The sequence below is a fragment of the Acinetobacter sp. YH12106 genome, from assembly GCF_013418995.1.
Classification (GTDB): Bacteria; Pseudomonadota; Gammaproteobacteria; order Pseudomonadales; family Moraxellaceae; genus Acinetobacter; species Acinetobacter pseudolwoffii.
On the sequence record NZ_VPAV01000001.1, the window covers coordinates 106,761 to 124,725 of the forward strand.

Below are 17,965 nucleotides of genomic sequence, written 5' to 3' on the forward strand. Positions count from 1 at the left end.
TAGAATGCGCTTTACAAATATAGCTTTAGCATTGGCAATAACCGGGGCAGCTGCTGTAACGACTGCACACGCAGCTCGTGACACCATTCAAATTGCAGGTTCTTCAACTGTACTTCCATATGCCAGTATCGTGGCGGAAGAATTCGGTAATACCTTCCCACAATTCAAAACACCAGTGGTCGGTTCTGGCGGTTCGTCAGGCGGTTTGAAGCAGTTCTGTAATGGCGTGGGTGATAACACCATTGATATCGCGAACTCTTCGCGTCAAATCAAATCTACCGAGCTGGCTGAATGTAAAAAGAACGGCGTTAACCAAGTATTAGAAATCAAAATCGGTTATGACGGTATCGTATTTGCTTCAAATGCCAATAAAGCGGCTTATAAGTTGCGTCCACAGCATGTCTTCGCTGCACTTGCTGCACAACTTCCATCAAATGGGAAAATGGTCGCCAATCCGTATACACGCTGGAACCAAATTGACAAAGCACTTCCGAATGAGCCGATCACGCTGGTGATTCCTGCTTCGAATCATGGTACGCGCGAAGTGTTCCAGGAGAAAATGGTGGATGCAGGTTGTGAATCGTATGCTGCAATTAAGTCTCTAGACAAAGATGCCAAGAAAAAAGCCTGTACCACATTCCGTAAAGATGGCCGTGTAGTTGAAATTGCAGGCGACTATACCGAAACACTGGCGCGTTTGAAAACTTCTCCAAGTGCAGTCGGGGTGTTTGGCCTAGGCTTCTATGACCAGAACCGTGACCGCTTACGTGTTGCAACTGTGAACAATGTAGCACCTTCTGAAAAAACGATTTTGAATGGTGCTTATCCGGTATCACGTCCATTGTTCTTCTACGTGAAAGGCGAACACTTGAAATCGATCAAAGGCCTACCACAGTTTACTGAATACTTCCTGAACAAGAAGGTATCTGGTAAGGGCTCTAAGCTGGAAAAAGCAGGTCTGATTTCAATGTCTGATAAAGAACGCGCAGCAGTCCTTGCAAATTTCAAGGCTGGTAAAGCGGTCATTGTAAAATAATCGATGATTTTGAAATCGCTGGTGGTAGGGTCAACCTACCATCGGCTTTTTGCGATAAACAAGTTTTTTCAAACCATGAAAATTGAGAAAACAGTGGAGAATACATGAATCTGCTACTTATAGGTGTGTTATTGGCCATTATGGCCATAGCCTATCAAATCGGATTAAGTAAAAGCCGTAACTTAGCAGGTAAGGGAAGCAATTCTGCAAACTTACACTCGCGTCCCGGATATTATGGTGCACTGGTTGCACTGTGGTGTGGTATCCCTGCGTTTTTAATTTTGATTGTTTGGAATATGGTTGAGCCAAGTTTTCTGGAGCAAGTGGTACTCAACCATTTGCCGCAGGATATTTCGGCCAATCTGGATCCGGCAAGTCTGGGCGTTGTTGTTGATCGCGTTCAGGCACTTGCCTCAGGTTTCGGTGTCAGTGATACACCTGCAGCCTATGAACTGGCCGCAGCAGAACAGTTAGCTAAATTTTCGACCATTGGGACTTTTGCCAAATTGGCAGTGGTGATTTCGGCTGCACTGGCAGGTCTGGTCTGGGCCAAAAAACGTATTAGCCAGGAATTCCGCGCACGTAACCAAGTCGAGAAAATGATTAATATCGGCTTGGCATTGTGTTCGGGTGTGGCAATTCTGACCACGCTCGGGATTGTCATGTCGATGTTTGGTGAAGCGATGCGCTTCTTCAGCTTCGTCAGTCCACTGGATTTCTTCTTTGGTACCGAATGGAACCCGGGTTTTAGTACTTCTGGCAGTGCCGAGGGCAGTTACGGTTTATTGCCATTGCTGTGGGGTACGCTCATGGTCAGTGCGATCGCACTTTTGGTTGCCGTACCGGTCGGTCTGATGATTGCGATCTATCTGGCAGAATATGCATCACCGCGCTTCCGCTCTTGGGCAAAACCGACCATTGAAGTGTTGGCGGGTATTCCTACGATTGTTTATGGTGTCTTTGCCTTGATGATCATCGGTCCATTTCTTAAAGCCATGGGTGCCATGGTCGGACTCGAAATTAATGCCACCAGTGCGTTGACCGCGGGTCTGGTGATGGGCATCATGATTATTCCATTCGTATCTTCTCTATCCGATGACATTATTACCCAGGTGCCACGTGCCTTACGTGATGGTTCTCTGGGGCTAGGTGCAACCAAATCTGAAACGATCCGTCAGGTGGTTTTACCTGCAGCTTTGCCGGGTATTATTGGTGCTTTCCTGTTGGCAGCATCCCGTGCGATTGGTGAAACCATGATCGTGGTACTTGCAGCGGGGAACAGTCCGCAGCTGCATGCCAATCCACTTGAAGCCGTATCTACGGTCACCATTACCATCGTCAATCAATTAACAGGTGATACCGACTTTGCCAGTCCGCAAGCACTGGTGGCCTTTGCCCTGGGACTGACCTTATTTGTGATTACCCTAGGTTTGAACATTGTTGCACTGATCATCGTGCGTAAATATCGTGAGCAATACGACTAATGAGTACTTCAAATACAACGCCTGTGGATCAGCGTGTTGATCCATCCGTCGCTGCCGAGCTGCGTGAAAAGCGTAAGAAGACCATTCAAAGCTCTTTGGGGCGACGTCATCGTAAAGAAAAAACATTCCGTCTATTTGGTTTCTCTGCGGTATTGGCCGGTCTGTTCTTTGTGGTATTGCTCTTCGGCAGTATTTTATCCAAAGGTTTGCCTGCCTTCTGGCAAAGCAGCATGAGTTTGCCGATTCATTTCGATCCGGCCATTGTAGAGATTGGTCCAAAACCCAAGCCAGCTGCGGGAGAGTCTCCGGCGCAGTTTGAAGAGCGTATGATTGCCTGGCAAATGGATGTCGGCATGGTGGACTGGGATGCACTGATCATCAACGGCATGATCGCCAGAGACAGCAAGCTGGAAAGTCAGCGTGATGAACTGGGTTATTTATATACCAGTTCTGAGGCTTATCGCTTACGTGACATGGTCATGAATGATCCAAGTCTGGTCGGTCAAAGCACAGAGGTTAAAATTCTGGCAGATGCCAATGTCGATGTCTGGCTGGCGGGTAATATTGATCGTTCGTTACCAGCAGAACAGCAACAACTCAGTCCTGAAGTACGCCAGGTGGCGGACGAGATGAAAGCCTCAGGTGTAATCGAAAACAGTTTCAATACTAATATTTTTACCAGCCCTGACTCGCGTAGTTCACCGGCAACATCAGGTCTGGCAGGCGCTTTCCTGGGCTCACTGTTCATGATGATGATCGTGATCTTTATCTCGATTCCAATTGGGGTGGCATCTGCGATCTATCTGGAAGAGTTTGCGCCGAAAAACTGGATTACCGATATTGTCGAAGTCAACATCAACAACCTGGCAGCAGTGCCATCGATTGTGTTTGGTTTGCTGGGTGCCGCGATCTTTATTGGCTGGATGCATTTACCGCTATCGGCCCCTCTGGTCGGTGGTCTGGTGCTGAGTCTGATGACTTTGCCAACTGTCATCATCACCACACGTGCATCGCTTAAAGCGGTTCCACCTTCGATTCGTCAGGCAGCGTTGGGCTTGGGTGCTTCACGACTACAAACGGTTTTTCATCATGTCTTGCCATTGGCTTTGCCGGGTATTTTAACTGGCGCCATTATCGGAGTTGCGCAGGCATTAGGGGAAACCGCACCATTGTTATTAATCGGGATGAGTGCTTTTGTTGCCAGCGTTCCAGCCACACCATTTGATCAGTCTACAGCGTTACCTGTGCAGATTTTCTTATGGCAGGGCAATGAGTTACGTAACTTCTTTGAAGGGCGTACCGCAGCAGCAATTATTGTACTTCTGGCCATGATGATCAGCTTGAACAGTCTGGCCATCTGGTTACGTAAAAAGTTTGAAGTCCGTTGGTAATAGGGGCAGAATCATGAACACAACTGTTATTCAAAACTCCTTAAAAAAGGATCAATCCGTGAATCCACAACAGACACAATTCACTAATGATGAGGCTACACAAAAGCCAGCAACATCGTTTGTCTCCCAATTCGATACGCAAAGTAGCAGCAAAAAAGATGAAAAGTCGACAAATGTGAAACTGAGTACATCTGATGTGCATGTGTACTATGGTGAAGCGGAAGCGATTAAAGGCATTGACCTGAACATTTATGAAAATGAAGTGATTGCTTTTATTGGGCCATCAGGCTGTGGTAAGTCAACCTTTCTGCGTACCCTAAACCGCATGAATGACACCATTGACAGTTGTCGTGTGACCGGTAAAGTCATGCTGGACAATCAGGACATTTATGATCCAAACCTGGATGTGGTCTTGCTACGTGCTCAAGTCGGTATGGTATTCCAGAAGCCCAACCCGTTTCCAAAGTCTATTTTTGACAACGTTTCTTACGGCCCGAAATTACATGGTCTTGCACGTGATAAATACGATCTTGAAGAAATTGTCGAAGGCAGTTTGCGTAAAGCCGGTTTGTGGGAAGAAGTAAAAGACCGTTTGAATCAGCCGGGAACAGGTTTGTCAGGTGGTCAGCAGCAACGTTTATGTATCGCGCGTACCATCGCAGTTTCGCCTGAAGTGATTCTGATGGATGAACCATGTTCTGCGCTGGATCCAATTGCAACAGCAAAAGTAGAAGAGCTGATTTCTGAGCTTTCAACTCAATATACCATTGCGATTGTAACCCACTCCATGCAACAGGCAGCGCGTGTATCTGACCGTACTGCGTATTTCCATCTGGGTGATTTAATTGAGGTGAATGCGACCGAGAAAGTCTTTACCCAACCAGACCATCAATTGACTGAAGCTTATATTACAGGGCGTTTTGGTTAATACGATTTTAAAAATAAATCTTTTAAAACAGAATCTTAGGGTTCTGTTTTTTGTTATGTTCTATAAGTTTTTTAAAATTTATAATGATAATGCAACAGACACCTGAATTTAAAGAAAAAGCTAAACTGACGCAAATCGCGATGAAAGATATGTTTCGAAGCCTATTCGGCACAGTATATACTCATCAATATTTTGGTTTAGTGATGGTGCTGTTTAGTATCATATTAGCCTTGATTGTCCCTTATGAAGGCTTGTTCATTACTTCACAAAGTCAGGGAATGACCAACTATCATCGTTGGCTCTATGACGTGTTTGTGATCGTGAATACTTTCTTGGGCTTTGTGATTTTTTATATGTTAAAGCATCAAAAATATAATATTGAAGTTAAACAAAAATGGCGTGTTTATATTACAGCACATGCTCAATTTAAATTTCATCGTTATCTAAAAGCACAAGAGAAGGGCAAGAAACCATTAATGCATACGCGTTTTGGTGAATACTTCTTTGTGCTTATTACGATCATTTTTTTTATTGCGGTATATTCATTGATGACCCCTTCGGGGACAAGTCATCGAGGTTTTATTATATTAACCTGGTGGCCAATGAATGCTTCGATTATAGCTGTAATCTATACACTTTTATTTATTTTGTATTTTCGTTTGTTCGCGATCCATGAAATTATGAATCAATATAAATTATTGATCCGTCGTGGACATGCTTGGCAACAAGATCAATAAATACTGTTGAAAAAATCAGAATTGACCTAATCTAAGGATATAAGCCGAATTAAATAGAGAATAGATTTTTTATGTTATTTCATAGTCCGAAACTGCCCGCTGAAATCCGTGTCAGTCATTTAAATGCGCGTATCAATGAACAACGAAAAAAAATAGCGCAAACGACTGGCTCTAAACTGGAGCTTTTGCAGTTGTCACAACAGCTGTCAAAAGAAGCACGTGCACGCAAGAAAACCAATCAAAAAATCTATGTCTTGGACTTTAAAGGCGATATGGCCGCTTCTGCGGTCGAAAGTTTACGTGAAGAAATTACCCTGATTTTATCCACGGCTAAAGCGGGTCGTGACCGTGTTGTGGTGCGTTTAGAAAGCCCGGGTGGTATGGTGCATGGCTACGGTCTGGCCGCTGCTCAACTGGTACGTTTACGTGATGCCGGTTTTCACTTGACCATCTGTGTCGATAAAGTAGCGGCCAGTGGCGGTTATATGATGGCGTGTATCGCAAATGAAGTTGTGTCTGCACCATTTGCGATTGTCGGTTCGATTGGGGTGGTGGCTCAAGTGCCTAACTTTAACCGTCTGCTGAAAGACAATAAAATCGACTTTGAACTCTATACCGCAGGCCAGTACAAACGTACCGTGACCATGTTTGGTGAAAACACCGAAGAAGGGAAGGCCAAGTTTGAAGAAGAGTTACAGCAAACGCATGCTTTATTCAAACATTTCGTAGAAAAATACCGTCCGCAGCTGAATGTGGAAAAAGTGGCAACCGGTGAGCATTGGTATGGTCGTGATGCACTGGATTTAAACTTGGTAGATAAACTGCAAACTTCAGATGAATATTTACTGCACTTGCTAACGCAACATGATGTTTATTCGATCCAGACCCGCAAGAAACCAACCTTGGGTGAAAAGCTGGGTTTACAGGCAGCGCAAATTGCGGATTCATTGATTCCGACTGTAATGAATAAGGTCATGGAAAGCTTAAGCAAAGCCAATGCAAATCTGGTACAGATGCGCGATCCTAAACTCTAATTCAGTTAAAATTGAATATATATTAAAGCTCACTGCGGTGAGCTTTTTTATGCCTTAAGTTATTGTTAGTATGCTATAAAAGATCTAATTCAATGCGTCTTTTACTGGCATGCTCACCCTTATTCTTGTTTTAGGTTTTCTGACTATTGCGATCTGTCCGATAGCATGTGCATTGTACGCTGAAGCCAAGTTACAAAATGAAGATCGAAAAAAAATTTTATTTTGGCTGGGTTTTATCCCGGGCACATGTCTCTTTATTCTATATGCTGTGTTAAAGCCAGATGATCCGCCTGTTATTCCATCGAAGGCATGTGGTGTGGTGCAGTCTTATCAGGTGCATAAAACTCGAGGTGGTAAGGAGTTTGAAGGTGTGATTATTCGCTTTGATGGTGCTCAATATAGTCGCCATTTACTCTTCGATCAGCATCTAGAGAAAATGCCGAAAGCTCAAAAGGTCTGCTTTGAATATTTAGATAAGTTCAAATATGCACATTTGTCAGAATCTAAGTTTGTTCAATGGATTGAACCGACTGAAATGCAAAACATCCCTACAGCTAATCGGATAAAATAAAGCATATTTTATTGTTAGAGCAGAAACATGGCTATAGCTGAAGCATATCTTGCAACACAAAACTGTTATTTTAATTACGAGTTTGAAGAATTGAACTTGGATGATTTCCCAGAAGAATTTTCTATTTCTCTACGTGGGATGATGTATAGACATGAAATTCAATATCCTGATGCAAGCTATTTTATTTATTACAGCGAAATGTTGACGGGTAATGAACTGCAAAAAATGAAAGATGACTGGATGCAATATTGCCCACTTTCATAAGTGAAAAATATGAATGTAATGAAATAGTTGATCACAAACCTTAATTCAATAAGATTTTGATTTTAAAAGCTCACTTCGGTGGGCTTTTTTGTAAGAGCATGAGACTACCCGTAAATATCGCGCCTAATGTGGCAAGCAAGATGTCTTTATGCGCATCCCAGCTATCACCTTGCTGTCCATTATAGTTCTCCGCTTCTTCGGGAGATAAGCCAATCGCGATCAACCATTCCAGCCATTCATAGATCATGCTACTGGCCACCACAAACTGAATCACTAGCAGGAAAATGACCACAGGTTTTTGCTGCGGCAACCAGACCTGAAACAGGCGATAGAAAATGGGGTAAAGGAGTAATCCGTAGGCCAGATGAACAAAACGGTCAAACATATTGCGTGACCAATGCATGACTTCATTCAGATGAAAGCCAAAAATCTGCTCAATCCACTGGTTATAAGGCACATAGGAATACAGATAGTGTGCAGCAATCACATGAACAAACAGGAAAAGGATATATAAATTAAAACTTAAAAAATTCAGCCCAATTTTATACAGACAGACCAGCAGCATGCTGATCATGAAAACCGTGCCGGCCTGATGCAAGAGATACGCTTCCAGTTCTAAAGGACGAATACTGGCAAGCAGAATCGCCAGAATTAAAATACCCATGCTCGCATAATGCTTGGCGGAAAGTCGCTGCTCAATCATGTCGTTATGATGAAATATCGTTTTTAGAATAAAACACATTATAAATAAAAAGGCGAAGCCTGAGCTTCGCCTTTTGGTCTTATTTTAAATTAGATTTTAGCAATCAGCTCAGCCACTTGTTTGGCCTGTTCAGCAGCATTACCTGTATAAGAAGCAGGTGTCATTTCAGCTAGACGCGCACGATCAGCAGCAGGAACCGCTTCTAACTCGTTACCGTTTACGAAATCAACCATCATGTCGCGAGTCATGGCCTGACCACGAGTCAGAGCTTTTAATTTTTCGTATGGTTTTTCAACGTTGTAACGACGCATTACAGTTTGAATCGGTTCAGCCAACACTTCTTGCGCATTGTCTAAGTCTTCGTTAATGCGCGCAGCATTGAGTTCAAGTTTGCCGATCCCTTTAGCACATGCTTCGAAAGCAATTAAGCTTTGTGCAAAACCAACACCCATGTTACGCAGCACAGTAGAGTCAGTCAGGTCACGCTGCCAGCGAGAAATTGGCAGTTTTTCCCCAAGGTGTGCAAGTACAGCATTGGCAAGACCCAAGTTACCTTCAGAGTTTTCGAAGTCAATCGGGTTTACTTTATGCGGCATGGTTGAAGAACCGACTTCGCCATCTTTTAGCTTTTGCTTGAAGAAACCAAGCGAGATATAACCCCAAACATCACGGTTAAAATCGATCAGAATAGTGTTGAAACGACGCAGGGCATCAAACAGTTCAGCCATGTAGTCATGTGGCTCGATTTGCGTGGTGTACGGGTTGAAATCTAGACCCAAAGATTCTACAAATGCTTGTGAATGTGCCGGCCAGTTGATGTCTGGATAAGCAGAATAGTGCGCATTGTAGTTACCTACTGCACCATTGATTTTGCCTAGAAGTTCAACATTTTTGAACTGTTTGATTTGACGTGCAAGGCGGTAAGCCACGTTCGCCATTTCTTTACCCAACGTCGTTGGGCTTGCAGTTTGACCATGCGTACGAGACAACATTGGCTGGTCAGCATGCTTTTCAGAAAGTGCAACAACTGAATCAATGATTTGCTGCATAGATGCAACCAGTACATCACGACCGCTTTTCAGCATCAAGGCATGTGACAGGTTGTTAATATCTTCAGAAGTACATGCAAAGTGAATGAATTCACCGGCATTTTTCAATTCATCGATATTGGCAATTTTTTCTTTCAGGAAATATTCAACCGCTTTAACGTCGTGGTTGGTGGTGCGTTCGATCTCTTTGATGCGATTGGCATCATCTTCAGAGAAATTGCTTACAATCGCATCAAGCGCTGCATTAGTTTCGCCTGAAAACGCCGGAACTTCAGTAATTTCCGGATGGTTCGCAAGCGCCTGTAACCAACGCACTTCAACAGTCACACGAGCATGGATTAAACCAAACTCAGAAAGAAAGGGACGTAGAGCATCACATTTGCTCGCGTAACGTCCATCTAGTGGAGAAAGTGCAGTTAAAGCGTTCATATCGATTCCTTAGATTTTGGAATTAAACGTAAAACGAAACACGTGCAGTATCAGTTAAACCACCTGAAACTGTAAACGCGCCAGATTCTGAATATCTTTTAGCAACTTGCGTTTGCCAAATACCATGCCCCAGGAGCTGCCACCGAGCTGACGCCACAGGTGCGCCATTTGTAAACCGGTAAAGAGGGAAGCACGGATGCGGTTGGTGTGTCCGGCATCTTTAAAGGCTTCGGCATTGCCACGAACCATGATGCGCGGATTGATTGATCCCGCAGTATCGACATAGGTTTGAGCCAGATTGGCAATGATGCTGGGGTGCAGGTAATTGTTATCGAAAAAGGAAAGCTGTCTGAGAATTTTCTGTTGGGACTGTTCAATAATTTCAACAAATTTGGGATTGCTATAGACCTTCTTTTCTAATTGAAGAAGTGCCATGGCATAGCTCATTGGAAGTTTGGTGCTGGAAAGTTTTGGAATTCTGGATTTTGGCGAAGTATTGAAGGGTTGAATAATGCTGCTTTCTAATGTTTTTAAGCCTAAGGAAATATCGGCCAGTTGATTAAAAAAGTCTAGGGTCTGGGCATTTTCGTTATTGCCGGGACGAATATTGAGACTGGCTTTAATCAACTGTTCAAAATAAAAGTTACCGTTTTCACCAATACTTTGCTGACCACTCAATGCGGTCATATGGGTCAGCTGGGTGGCCTGAAACACACCCGCTAACGCCAAAGCGCGATTTTGACGAGTATTCAACGTTGTGGCTGGTTGAAATGGTAACTCCGTCATGCCGAATTCATCCTTTTATAAAATCAGGTTTAGGTGCATTGGTATGATGAATCACACCACCGCCTAAACAAACTTCACCTGAATAAAACACCACACTTTGACCTGGGGTCACTGCACGTTGTGGTTCATCAAACTCCACACGTACACCATTGGGTGATTCTGAATCTTGGTACACCGTACAGGCTTGATCAGTCTGACGGTAACGGGTTTTGGCCGAGCAACGGAAACCTGTTTCAGGAATATCCTGCTCGCCGGCCACCCAGTCAATCGCTTCACTCCAAAGCATGGTGCTTTGCATCAGTGGGTGCTCATGGCCTTGACCCACCACCAGACGATTGCCTTCGATATCTTTATGTAATACGAACCAGGCACCTTCCGCGACGCCTTTCATTCCGCCAATACCGATGCCGCCGCGTTGACCGAGCGTATAGTACATTAAGCCGTGATGATCACCAACCTCTTTACCGTCTTCCAGCACGATTTTTCCGGGTTGTGCCGGTAAATATTGCTTCAAGAAGTCATTAAATCGGCGTTCGCCAATAAAGCAGATCCCGGTCGAGTCTTTTTTCTTTGCCGTAGCAAGATCTAATTCTTCAGCGATTTTACGGACTTGCGGCTTTTCAATTTCACCGACAGGGAATAATGTCTTGTTAATTTCACGACCATGTACGGCATGCAGGAAATAGGTTTGATCCTTATTCTGATCAACACCACGTAAGAGTGGTGCGTATTCTTCACCGCGCGAATTGGTCATGGTTGCACCGCGACGACAGTAATGACCTGTGGCAATAAAGTCTGCACCCAAGTTCACCGCATGATCTAGAAAGGCACGGAATTTAATTTCTTTATTACATAAAATGTCTGGGTTTGGGGTACGGCCAGCCGCATATTCTGCTAAAAAATGCTCGAATACACGATCCCAATATTCCATGGCAAAGTTTGCGGTATGCAGTTTAATCCCGATTTTGTCGCAGACAGCCTGAGCATCGGCAAGGTCATCCATCGCCGTGCAATATTCTGTGCCGTCATCTTCTTCCCAGTTCTTCATGAAAAGACCTTCAACCTGATAACCTTGTTGAAGTAAAAGCGCAGCAGAAACAGATGAATCTACACCACCCGACATACCGACGATGACACGTTGTTGCATAGGATTAGGCATCCAAATTTGAAATTAAGGGAGAGTTTTGGTGCTCGTAAATGAGCGATAAAGGGTATTTTTGACCTGACAGGGCATCTTGCACGGCTTTAATCACCAGGGGACTACGGGCACGCGCCGATTCTTTCAGTTCGTCCAATGTCATCCAGACTGCGCCGACAATATCCGTATCTAAAGCGGCATTTGGGTCGTAGTCAGTGGATTTGGCTAAAAAGCAGAAACGAAAATAAGTACGATCCGGAAACATGGGCGGGGTATAGGTATACATCCCTAAAAGATGGGTCACTTCAACCGTATGTCCGGTCTCTTCCATGGTTTCACGAATTGCGGCTTCGATAATGGTTTCACCGCATTCCACATGACCTGCTGGCTGATTAAATACTGGGTGTGTCACAGCTTCTGTATGTTCTTCGACAAACAGGAATTTTCCGTCTTTTTCGATGACGGTTGCGACAGTGACGTGAGCAGTCCAAGCGGTCATAGAACAGCACCATGGATAAAGATGCACTATTGTATAAAATTTTGGGGTGTGTGGCTATGATGATCAGTTTTTTCTTTAAGGTGTTATCTCCTTTACATGTGAGAAATGGGAAATAAACCAAATATAATCAGTATCCCGCTCAATCAGATTATGAGTCATACATTTAATTAATCTGATTTTCTGCAGTCATTTTCAATCAATGTATCACGATAAGATTCATTCAAGTCGTGTTGCCAATGCTTAACATAAGCATCAACCCAGATGTAGCTCTCATTTTTGTCAATTTTAGTGGGTAAATATTGCTTATATTTTTGCAGAAAAACACCCATCCAACAGATTTGATTGATTTGAGCAATGTTTAAGTCTTCATCAAAACGATAAGACTTACCAATCGTTTGCTCATAGCCTCGAATCACAGCGATTTTTTCCAGTGTCGAAAATAGTAACTGTTGCGTTAATGGAGATAATTCAGATGAGGAGGCAATTTGGTACACTTTGGCATCGGACAACAATGTACCTACTATTCCTCGATTGGCATTTTTTAGTGCTTCACTATTTATGTCGGTTTGAGAGGCGAGTGAACAACTTGCCAAAAATATGAAACATAATGAACTAAGGGTTATTAATTTTTTTATACATGACATTGACTGGATCACCTAAGTATAGGCCTTGAGATTTTAATATTTGAATCATATTTGGATTGAAATCCTGTTTAAAAACATCAATAAACATATTTTTATTAATTGTAATCGGCCCTTTGTTATTTTGGATTAAAAACATATCTCTTGTAGCATCAACAATATTAATTTTATCAATCTGATTTTGTAGTTTCTTAGCTTTAATTAGAGCAGACTTTAATTGATCTTGGGTGTTTAAATAAGGAATATCTTTTACTTCATCAATGGTAAAAGTCGTAAGAAACCGAGCCTTAAACACAGCTTTTTGAAATTCAGCTACAATTTTAGGAGCTTCGCGCATCACATTTTTCATTAGATAGTTATGAAACTTTATATACATTTGAGTATGAAATGCAGGATCTGATAAATACCCTTCAGGCAAATTATTAGTATCCCATTCCATCCCAAACCTGATAGCTGTAAGTAACTCTATCTTATTTGTGATACTCGACCATTGATCTAAGCTCATCAAAAAGTTGTAAGGACGAGCAATATAGTAATTTCGTACTTTAATAACACTGTTGCATAATGGTTCTGAAAATTCACAGACTTTTTTTTCCTCTGGAAAGGCTTCCCAAATATTAGAATTTCCAGAAATGATGCGACTATAGGCAGAGGCTAATTTTGTGGTTTCCATCATTATTCCCATTTATTCATGGGTTGGGAAAAGTCAAAAACATGTAGATCGACTTGTTCGGATTTAATTCCTGTATGCAAGATTTTAGTAAAACCATCATGATCTGTAAAGCCGCTCTTTTCTTTCCCATCATTTGTTGTTAATAGATAAAAATATCCATTTACAGGTATATTGAATTTTTTATTTATGAGCTGGAACTTTAGTCCATGTTCTTCTACAGGAATAGGATTCTCTACGAAATTTTGGGTACTTGAATATAGGTTTCTTTTTTGTTGCAGAAAGGCATGTACAGTATGCTGAGAAGCTCCAACCACATGAACTTGCTTTGGCATTAAGATTGCCCCACAGCTAAAGTGATCACCTGCATAAGCCACTGCTTTCCCATCCATAATGACATGATCATGGCTTTTAATTAGTGTTGACCACATATTACATTTGGGACAAGCAAAACCATCACCAACTCTTAAGAAGGAGATCCCCATTTGGGTAATCCTGGACTGGCTTGCCATAACTATTCCACCGTGTGAAGTCGTGGAACCTTGAATGCCGAAAGGACGTGTCATCATTTAAATTCTTATTGGTATATTGTTAACATGAATAAAGATACTTTTAATAACAACGATATATTCAAAATATGAGAAACTAACTCGCTTTTATAGAAAAATTATTCATACTTTTATATTGGGTTTTTCTTGTAAGTATATATTTTTATTAAAATTGCTATAATGATAATTTATTATGTTTTAAGCATATCAGAAGCATGATGAACTTGGAATCATCATGCTGAAAATTTTGCTTTAGAGGATCTGCTTTAAATAATTTTTTTACTTGTAATTCCCCGATACCTTCACATAATTCTGCGCTGAATACGGTAAAAATGCTTTTTCTTTATCTGTCAGCGGACGCACTTTTTTCACAGGGCTGCCCACATACAAATAACCGCTTTCCAAAACCTTATTCGGTGGAACAAGCGAACCTGCACCAATCATTACATCATCTTCAACAATCACATCATCCAGAATAATCGTACCAATACCGACCAAAACACGATTGCCAATGGTACAACCATGTAATTTTACATGATGACCAATCGTGACATCCTCACCAATAATTAAAGGGGAGCCTTCAGGCTTGTCGGCTTTCTTGTGACTGACATGTAACATCGAATGATCTTGCACATTCGAGTTTTTACCAATCCGGATTGAATTGACATCACCCCGAATCACCGCAAAGGGCCAGACCGAAACATTTTCAGCTAGGACCACATCGCCGACTACAATTCCCATCGGATCGATATAACATGAAGTGTCAATCTGCGGGGTCGTGTCTAAATAAGAACGAATATTCTGGCTCATAGCGATCTGTCCGATAAATGATGAAGGATCATGTGCATAGTATAAAATAAAAAGCACCCATCTGAATGAGTGCTTTGGTCTTGGTTCAAGACTGAAATGGTCTGTTCAGACTTAGAACAAGTTGCTGAAGAACTGTTTGATATGGTCGAGCATACGCGCGAAGAAACCTGCTTCTTCAACTGCATTTAAAGCCACTAGCGGTTTTTCTGAAATGACTTTACCATCCAGAGTTGCAACATATTTACCGACAACTTGCCCCGGTTGTAATGGTGCAGTCAGTTTCGGTTGAACCACCAGCTGGGTTTTAATCGCATTGGCCTGACCTTTCGGCATGGTCACGTTAAAGTTTTCAGCAAGTCCGATTTGAACTTCATCTTCCTTACCGAACCAGACTTTGGCTTTAGCAAGTACCTGTTTAGCTGGTTGAACATTTTTGGTTTCGAAGTTTGCATAACCCCAAGCCAGCAATTCACGTGTCTGCGTTGCACGTTCCTGCATGGTGGGTGCACCAAAAATAACTGAAATCAAGCGAGTAGGGCCGCGTTTAGACGAGGTGGTCAAGCAGTACCCTGCTTCATTGGTATGACCAGTTTTTAAGCCATCTACACTTGGGTCGGTATACAGCAGGGCATTACGGTTACCTTGCTTGATGCCATTAAAGGTAAATTCTTTTTCAGCATAAATCGGATAATACTTGGAACTGTCTTTAATGATGTGCTGTGCCAGCGTTGCCATATCTTTGGCAGTCGAATAATGACCTTCAGCAGGCATACCGGTTGAATTGATAAAGCTGGTATTGGTCATGCCAATACGTTTGGCTTCCTGATTCATCATATGTGCAAAGGTACCCTCGTTCCCTGCAATATGTTCAGCCATGGCCTTAGATGCATCATTACCCGATTGAATAATAATTCCGCGCAGCATTTCAAGTGCAGTGGCCGTACCGTTTAAAGGCACATACATACATGATTCCGCGCTACTACCGCGACACCATGCTGACTCATTCATGCGAACCTGTTCATCTTCAGTGAGTTCACCGCTCAATAGTTTTTGTTCGATGATGTAGCTGGTCATCATCTTGGTCATTGAAGCAGGGGCTAATTTTTCATTTTCATTTTTTGAAGCGAGAAGTTGCCCTGTCTCATAGTCCATTAGCACGTAGGATTTATTATTCAATTCTGGTGGTGCAGATAGGACAGTTGCTGCAAAGCTAAAACTAGGAACTAATAATAATGCAGCAAGGGCAGTTTTTTGGGTCATTTCTAGTGGGTTCCTATATCTTGATGTAAGCACGAAGAGCCTAGCATTTTAGGATAAAGCTAGGCGGACTTCTATGGGAAACCCGGTCTTATTTCAAAAGTATTGTAAGTAATCGGCAGAAAAGCAGGTTAATTGTTATAGGTGGTTAATTCATTACAAATCACCTGATTTTTTTTCTTGCCAGCTTTCTTGGCATCAGATTGTGCTTCAGCCAGAATACTGCGGAAATCGTTCTGTTGAACCATCTGGTTTAAGCTTGCAACCGGATTGCGCTGACCTGGCATATATTCAGTCACCAGCTTGGTATAGCCCTGATTGAACTGTGACTTGTCCTTAACCATGCTCGGGCAGATTTCTGAAAGAACATAAATCGCAGCCAGTTCCTGCTTGGTCACTTGCTGGGTTGGCGTGACATTGATATTTTCATTGGCTGCAAATGCAGATGTTCCTAAAAGAGTCACGGCAGAAGCTACACAAAGTGTCATGGCTTGAAGTAATGGATATTTCATTAAAAAACTCAAAAAATAGATTTAGAACAATAATTTGCCTAGCTTAAACTTATTTTTGAAATTGAAAAGTGGGAAAATGTAGCGAAGCTGTAGAATTATGAAGAAATCTGTAAGAGAAAATAAGACGATGTTTACACCGTCTTATTTGAAGATTTATCTAGCTTAGCCCTGGTAATCCAGAATCTCTTCGCATACGGTTTTTTGTTCGTCAGTACTGGTTTGTTTTGCACCCTGACGAGCTTCTTCCAGTAAAGATTTATATTCGCTATCTGCCTGTAGTTTTTGATAGCTCATGCCTTTATCTGAGTAGTCTGCAAGATAAGACTGGATGAGAGTCTGAATAATGCTGTCTAATTTTGCATTTTGGCCAATCATAGCCGGGCAAACCTCAGCCATGACTTGTGCCGATGCGATGTCTTCTTTCACAATGGTATTGTTTTCGTCAACAGTCAGCTCGCTCGCCATAACTGAAGGAGAAACAGATACTGCCAGGCTTAAAGCGAAAGCACTAAATAAAGAGAATTTTTTAATCATCTTGAGCCACATATTTTAAAGATGGATGTCGAGCAGTAAATATATATAATTCCAGCACTAATACAATTAAATGTCCTAACCAGTCATTTTTTAGCGCGACGAGATTTTTCAGTGAATATTTTAGTTTCAAATGATGATGGTGTGTTTGCACCGGGTATTCAAGCATTGGCACAGGCTCTAAAACCTTTGGGGAGGATTGTTATTGTAGCGCCAGAAAGTGAGCGCAGTGGTTACTCCAGTGCTTTGACTCTGGACCGACCTTTACGCCCGATTCAGACTTCTCCCGATGTCTGGGCTGTCAATGGTACTCCGGCAGATTGTGTTTATCTGGCTATGAACGGCCTGTTTGACTTTGAATTTGATCTGGTGGTCAGCGGTATTAATAGTGGTGCCAATCTGGGGGATGATGTCTTGTATTCCGGTACAGTCGGGGCAGCCTTTGAAGGTCGCTTAAGTAAACATCCTGCTATTGCGGTGTCATTGAGTGGGCCGAATGTACGCAGCTATCAACACCCTCAGGATTATCAGCTGGCTGCCAACTGGGTACATGATTTTATTGCACGCGGTTTGCCGGTTCTTCCTGAGCGTCATATTTTTAATATCAATATTCCGGATATGGCTGAATTACAGGGTGAAAAAGTGACTTATCAAGGCCGCCGCCGTCAGTCGAAGCCCATCACCAGTCATGTTGACCCACGTGGTCGTCAGGTGTACTGGATTGGACTGTCTGGAGAAGCAGTAGCAGAACCCAAGCAAGGGTTGAGCGAGATTGACTCGGACTTCTTTGCTGTGGCCAATGGCTATGTCAGCATTACTCCGATTCAGATGGATGCCACCAACTATGAGGTTTTGCGGAATCTTCAAACACAATTGGCAGAAAATGCGTTCTCAGTGTTATAACTTTGTGAAAAACTCGCGATTGCAAGTATATTGCAGTAAAACTT

Annotated in this window: 21 protein-coding genes; 9 read left to right on the top strand and 12 right to left on the bottom strand. The window is 42.5% G+C overall.

Annotated features, from left to right (window positions below):
• Positions 1-4 precede the first annotated feature (4 nt).
• The 8 genes from FTU45_RS00620 (at position 5) to FTU45_RS00655 (ending at position 7,445) form a co-directional block, all read left to right on the top strand.
• Positions 5-1,036, top strand: a complete 1,032-nt coding sequence (locus FTU45_RS00620) for a substrate-binding domain-containing protein (protein WP_180075736.1) — start codon at positions 5-7, stop codon at positions 1,034-1,036.
• A 104-nt stretch (positions 1,037-1,140) separates the two neighbouring features.
• The gene (gene pstC, locus FTU45_RS00625) at positions 1,141-2,520 is read left to right on the top strand and encodes a phosphate ABC transporter permease subunit PstC (RefSeq protein WP_005096457.1); all 1,380 of its coding nucleotides are present in this window, start codon (positions 1,141-1,143) and stop codon (positions 2,518-2,520) included.
• The gene (gene pstA, locus FTU45_RS00630) at positions 2,520-3,911 is read left to right on the top strand and encodes a phosphate ABC transporter permease PstA (RefSeq protein ID WP_180075737.1); all 1,392 of its coding nucleotides are present in this window, start codon (positions 2,520-2,522) and stop codon (positions 3,909-3,911) included. The genes pstC and pstA overlap by 1 nt, the downstream gene beginning before the upstream one ends.
• Positions 3,912-3,924: 13 nt before the next feature.
• Positions 3,925-4,839: a phosphate ABC transporter ATP-binding protein PstB gene (gene pstB, locus FTU45_RS00635; protein WP_005171697.1), complete on the top strand. Its 915-nt coding sequence runs from the start codon at positions 3,925-3,927 to the stop codon at positions 4,837-4,839.
• An 89-nt stretch (positions 4,840-4,928) separates the two neighbouring features.
• Positions 4,929-5,576 (top strand): hypothetical protein, encoded by a 648-nt coding sequence (locus tag FTU45_RS00640; protein ID WP_180075738.1) that lies wholly within the window; start codon positions 4,929-4,931, stop codon positions 5,574-5,576.
• 71 nt (positions 5,577-5,647) lie between these two features.
• A complete protein-coding gene (gene sohB / locus FTU45_RS00645) occupies positions 5,648-6,610 on the top strand; it encodes a protease SohB (RefSeq protein ID WP_159138008.1) in 963 nt (320 codons plus the stop codon).
• Positions 6,611-6,719: 109 nt separating this feature from the next.
• Positions 6,720-7,181: a hypothetical protein gene (locus FTU45_RS00650; RefSeq protein ID WP_180075739.1), complete on the top strand. Its 462-nt coding sequence runs from the start codon at positions 6,720-6,722 to the stop codon at positions 7,179-7,181.
• A 27-nt stretch (positions 7,182-7,208) separates the two neighbouring features.
• On the top strand, positions 7,209-7,445 hold the full coding sequence (locus FTU45_RS00655) for a hypothetical protein (RefSeq protein WP_005096465.1): 237 nt from the start codon (positions 7,209-7,211) through the stop codon (positions 7,443-7,445).
• A gap of 70 nt (positions 7,446-7,515) precedes the next feature.
• Here the strand turns inward: FTU45_RS00655 and FTU45_RS00660 are convergent, their stop codons facing one another.
• The 12 genes from FTU45_RS00660 to FTU45_RS00715 form a co-directional block, all read right to left on the bottom strand.
• Positions 7,516-8,148: a DUF2238 domain-containing protein gene (locus FTU45_RS00660; protein WP_100328737.1), complete on the bottom strand. Its 633-nt coding sequence runs from the start codon at positions 8,146-8,148 to the stop codon at positions 7,516-7,518.
• An 89-nt stretch (positions 8,149-8,237) separates the two neighbouring features.
• Positions 8,238-9,626 (bottom strand): adenylosuccinate lyase, encoded by a 1,389-nt coding sequence (gene purB, locus FTU45_RS00665; protein ID WP_004730090.1) that lies wholly within the window; start codon positions 9,624-9,626, stop codon positions 8,238-8,240.
• 54 nt (positions 9,627-9,680) lie between these two features.
• Entirely contained in the window at positions 9,681-10,412 is a 732-nt protein-coding gene (gene hflD, locus FTU45_RS00670) for a high frequency lysogenization protein HflD (protein ID WP_005096468.1), read from the bottom strand.
• A gap of 7 nt (positions 10,413-10,419) precedes the next feature.
• The gene (mnmA, locus tag FTU45_RS00675) at positions 10,420-11,559 is read right to left on the bottom strand and encodes a tRNA 2-thiouridine(34) synthase MnmA (RefSeq protein ID WP_005171681.1); all 1,140 of its coding nucleotides are present in this window, start codon (positions 11,557-11,559) and stop codon (positions 10,420-10,422) included.
• A gap of 4 nt (positions 11,560-11,563) precedes the next feature.
• Positions 11,564-12,049: an NUDIX hydrolase gene (locus FTU45_RS00680; protein WP_100328733.1), complete on the bottom strand. Its 486-nt coding sequence runs from the start codon at positions 12,047-12,049 to the stop codon at positions 11,564-11,566.
• A 167-nt stretch (positions 12,050-12,216) separates the two neighbouring features.
• Positions 12,217-12,642, bottom strand: coding sequence for a hypothetical protein (locus FTU45_RS00685; RefSeq protein WP_225552801.1), 426 nt, complete (start codon positions 12,640-12,642; stop codon positions 12,217-12,219).
• Between the two features lie 19 nt (positions 12,643-12,661).
• Positions 12,662-13,363, bottom strand: a complete 702-nt coding sequence (locus tag FTU45_RS00690) for a hypothetical protein (RefSeq protein ID WP_180000816.1) — start codon at positions 13,361-13,363, stop codon at positions 12,662-12,664.
• A gap of 2 nt (positions 13,364-13,365) precedes the next feature.
• Entirely contained in the window at positions 13,366-13,929 is a 564-nt protein-coding gene (locus FTU45_RS00695) for a PAAR domain-containing protein (protein WP_257223908.1), read from the bottom strand.
• Between the two features lie 258 nt (positions 13,930-14,187).
• The gene (locus FTU45_RS00700) at positions 14,188-14,718 is read right to left on the bottom strand and encodes a gamma carbonic anhydrase family protein (protein WP_180075740.1); all 531 of its coding nucleotides are present in this window, start codon (positions 14,716-14,718) and stop codon (positions 14,188-14,190) included.
• Positions 14,719-14,829: 111 nt separating this feature from the next.
• Positions 14,830-15,978, bottom strand: a complete 1,149-nt coding sequence (dacC, locus tag FTU45_RS00705; RefSeq protein WP_005096478.1) for a D-alanyl-D-alanine carboxypeptidase PBP5/6 — start codon at positions 15,976-15,978, stop codon at positions 14,830-14,832.
• Positions 15,979-16,106: 128 nt separating this feature from the next.
• The gene (locus FTU45_RS00710; RefSeq protein WP_159515932.1) at positions 16,107-16,487 is read right to left on the bottom strand and encodes an MCR_0457 family protein; all 381 of its coding nucleotides are present in this window, start codon (positions 16,485-16,487) and stop codon (positions 16,107-16,109) included.
• Between the two features lie 162 nt (positions 16,488-16,649).
• On the bottom strand, positions 16,650-17,021 hold the full coding sequence (locus FTU45_RS00715) for an MCR_0457 family protein (protein ID WP_005096482.1): 372 nt from the start codon (positions 17,019-17,021) through the stop codon (positions 16,650-16,652).
• Between the two features lie 111 nt (positions 17,022-17,132).
• On the opposite strand from FTU45_RS00715, the gene surE reads away from it, so the two are divergent.
• Entirely contained in the window at positions 17,133-17,921 is a 789-nt protein-coding gene (gene surE, locus FTU45_RS00720; RefSeq protein ID WP_100329817.1) for a 5'/3'-nucleotidase SurE, read from the top strand.
• Positions 17,922-17,965 lie beyond the last annotated feature (44 nt).